The 3,044-nt window shown below is 64.5% G+C and carries 5 protein-coding genes; 3 read left to right on the forward strand and 2 right to left on the reverse strand.

Going from position 1 to position 3,044, the window contains the following annotated elements; genetic code table 11:
- Positions 1-212: 212 nt before the first annotated feature.
- On the reverse strand, positions 213-608 hold the full coding sequence (locus ETD86_RS53565; protein WP_138674265.1) for a hypothetical protein: 396 nt from the start codon (positions 606-608) through the stop codon (positions 213-215).
- 200 nt (positions 609-808) lie between these two features.
- Here ETD86_RS53565 and ETD86_RS53570 point away from each other — a divergent pair, with 200 nt between their 5' ends.
- Together ETD86_RS53570 and ETD86_RS53575 are read left to right on the forward strand one after the other, a co-directional pair.
- Entirely contained in the window at positions 809-1,108 is a 300-nt protein-coding gene (locus ETD86_RS53570; protein WP_281287121.1) for a PadR family transcriptional regulator, read from the forward strand.
- A 2-nt stretch (positions 1,109-1,110) separates the two neighbouring features.
- A complete protein-coding gene (locus ETD86_RS53575; protein ID WP_138674267.1) occupies positions 1,111-1,452 on the forward strand; it encodes a hypothetical protein in 342 nt (113 codons plus the stop codon).
- A 330-nt stretch (positions 1,453-1,782) separates the two neighbouring features.
- Here the strand turns inward: ETD86_RS53575 and ETD86_RS53580 are convergent, their stop codons facing one another.
- Positions 1,783-2,277: an ATP-binding protein gene (locus ETD86_RS53580; protein WP_138674268.1), complete on the reverse strand. Its 495-nt coding sequence runs from the start codon at positions 2,275-2,277 to the stop codon at positions 1,783-1,785.
- Between the two features lie 247 nt (positions 2,278-2,524).
- Between ETD86_RS53580 and ETD86_RS53585 the strand changes: the two genes are divergently transcribed.
- Positions 2,525-2,935 (forward strand): helix-turn-helix domain-containing protein, encoded by a 411-nt coding sequence (locus ETD86_RS53585; RefSeq protein ID WP_138674269.1) that lies wholly within the window; start codon positions 2,525-2,527, stop codon positions 2,933-2,935.
- Positions 2,936-3,044 lie beyond the last annotated feature (109 nt).

Below are 3,044 nucleotides of genomic sequence, written 5' to 3' on the forward strand. Positions count from 1 at the left end.
GCGGTGGGGGGTGGGGTTGGGCTCTGCGCGATCGCGGGCGCGCTCATCATCGAGAGCGGCAACGTCACAGCCGCGATCAGGGCAGCGCGCCGGCGCGTCCGGTTGGATAAACCGGACGCTGGTCGTGATGTGTTCACTCGGACCCTTCGAGGATAAAAGCGACAAAACGGAGTGATCATCACATAAAGTCGAACTAAAAGTAAAGATCTTGTTCAGTGACGGATAAAACGCGCGCTGTCAGCTGACCGCAGCCCATCGGGCCCCGTCCCGCTCGGAAACACGGTTCCGTACTGTGAGCCGGGCTTCTGCCGCGCGATCGAGGCGGCGGCCGTGACCATGGCGAGGTGATGTTGTCGCTTGTCTACCGGTGGGTGAGGGGTATAGTCGGCCTGCTGGTGGTCCTGGCCCGCGCCGATCCGTCCAAGGACGTTGAGCCGCTTGTGCTCCATCACGAGAATCAAGGGCTGCGCCGTCAACTCGGTGGCCGGCCGCGGTGGGATCACGCCGGCCGACTGCGTCTGGCAGCGTTGTCTCCGCTGATCCCCCGCCGTCGGTGGACGGAGTTTTTCCCGGTCACCCCGGCGACGATCCTGCGGTGGCATCGTCACCTCGTGGCGCGTAAGTGAACCTTCACCGACAGGCGGCGCCTGGGGCGGCCCGACCTGACGACAGCTCATGATCGGGACCCGCTCTTCTCCTCCGCCTCCAAAGCGGTCTTCGGCTCCGGTTCTGCGACCGACCCCCCTTTGACCAATAGTACGGTTGGCGATATATATCGGCTATTCCACTACGTGAACAGAGCTATCTCGTGCTGCTGGCCCTTTCCGACGGCCCACTGCACGGTTACGGCGTGATCAAAGCCGTGCGCGAGTTATCGGAGGACCGCATCCGCCTCGGCGCGGGCACCCTCTATGGCGCGCTTGACCGCCTCACCGCAGCGGGGCTCGCCCGTGTGGTCAGTGAAGAGGTCGTGGACGGCCGGCACCGCCGTTACTACGAGCTGACCGGCCAGGGCGCCGAGCTCCTGACCGAGGAGACCGCCCGCCTGACCCGCCTCGCCACCACCGCACAACGCCGCCTCGGCGCACGACTCCAGCCCGGAACGTGACCATGGACGCCTACGAACGCCGCTGCCGGCTCCTCGCGCGGGCTTACCCGCTCCGATATCGGCAGACACGGGGCGAGGAGTTGATCGGCACGCTGCTGGATCTGGCCAAGCCGCAGCAGACCAGGCCGACCCTGCGCGACGCACTCGATGTCGTACGTGGCGGTATCGCCCTGCGCCTGCGCGAACGCCCACCGCTGCCGCACTGGGCGCTGTATCGCCTGTTCCACAAGCGCCTTCCCTACACCTATCGCTGGTGGGCACGCGACGACTTGCTCGGTTCGCGCTATCTGGCGCGGCAGTGCGCGACGTGGCTACTCGCGACATCACCCCTCTCTACCGTCTAGGGAGTGTCGTCGTTGAACCGGGTCACGGAGCCAGATCCTGATCGAGGCGACGTCGACGGTGCCCTGGCAGATGCGCTCGCGCTTGTCGGTGCGAAGGGCCACTGCACGGTAGCCCGTCATCTTGTTGATGCACTGAGAACACGCGCGGCCCGCCCACCAGCACCGCCACCACCAAGGGCGTCGTGGGGAGGTAGACGGGAGCGGCGGTGATCCAGCCGGCGAACGCGGCCGTGATGGACACCGGGATGAACATGAGCAGGTGATGGCGGTGCACGATGCTTCTCCGAATCCGGGCAGGCCAGCACGGGCCGTGACCAAGGGTGAACGAGGTCAGCCGGCGACAGGGGCGCAGTACAGCTCCTCTAGTTGCGCCTCGGTGGGATGGCGATCGAGGTGGCACCAGACGTGCCGGCAGCCGCTACCGGGCGAGCGGTAGCTTCCCCACCGGCCGCGCGACAGGGTCTCCACGATCGCTAGCCCCCGCCCGTGCTCGGCATGCAGGTCCGGCGCCTGGAGCGGGATGCGGGTGGGCGTCGAGCAGTTCGACCCGGGATCGGTCACCGTCAGTCGCAAGACCACCGAGTCCTGAGACAGCTTGAGCGTGATGTCTTCGCAGCCGGCACCGGTACCGGTCGCGTCGGCGTACTTGACGGCATTGGTGACCAGCTCCGATACCGCCAGAGTGACGATCTCCCGGGCCGCGTGGCTACTGCCCAGCCACCGGGTGATCGCCTCCCGCGCCAGATATGGCGCCCGAGCATTGCACGCCAACCTGATAGCGCCGATTTCCTCAAACTCCCTTGGTGAGGGTGTGTAGTAGATCATCGGATTCGCCTCGTTACTTCCTGATCATCGGTCGCTTCCTATATGGGAAGAATGCGAGCAATGTCTAACACGTCTGCTCACCATTTCGTGTAATTGATGGAGGGTCCACGCTGGCCTGAAGAGACCATCTCAGAAAACCCCTGCGTATAGGGGTCAATGCAAAGCACTTCCCGGGCACGAACCAGGTGTGTGCTACTACACATAGCGGTGTGTTTCTCGTGTGCGCTCGGGAAGGAGGCTTCCTGCCTTGGGAAACGTTGAGCCAGAACCCGAATTGAAAGCTCCGCAAGCGGAGTTCGGTGCTTATCTTCGCGAATATCGCATAATGGCAGGAAAGCGGCAGAAGGAGCTCGCCGCGATGCTCGGCTGGTCAGTGTCGAAGATCAGCATGGTCGAGCGTGGTGAACGCCCGGCCCGTGAAGACTTCGTCCGCGCCGCCGACGCCGCGCTGAAAGCGGAGGGCGAGCTGCTGGCCCGCTGGGGAGAGACCATCGAGTACACCACGCGCTGGCCCACGTGGTTGGCTCAGTTGGCGGAAATCGAACAGCAGGCGGACACCCTGCGAACCTGGCAGCCACTGATCATTCCCGGCCTGCTCCAGACCCCGGAGTATGCGCGGGCCATCTTCCGGGGCAGACCTCTCGCGTTCCGCAGCTAATCGGGGTGCTGAGGCATGATCGAGCATGAAGATGCAGGTCGGCGACATGAGGCCTAGCGGAAATCGCGAGAACGCCTAGTAACACGACTTCCACGAAACAGCAGTCACA

Source organism: Nonomuraea turkmeniaca, assembly GCF_005889735.1.
GTDB classification, from domain to species: domain Bacteria; phylum Actinomycetota; class Actinomycetes; order Streptosporangiales; family Streptosporangiaceae; genus Nonomuraea; species Nonomuraea turkmeniaca.

Excerpts from the sequence above, each read along its gene's own strand:
- ETD86_RS53580 (WP_138674268.1), bottom strand. The coding sequence starts at position 2,277 with ATGATCTACTACACACCCTCACCAAGGGAGTTTGAGGAAATCGGCGCT.
- ETD86_RS53575 (WP_138674267.1), top strand. The coding sequence starts at position 1,111 with ATGGACGCCTACGAACGCCGCTGCCGGCTCCTCGCGCGGGCTTACCCG.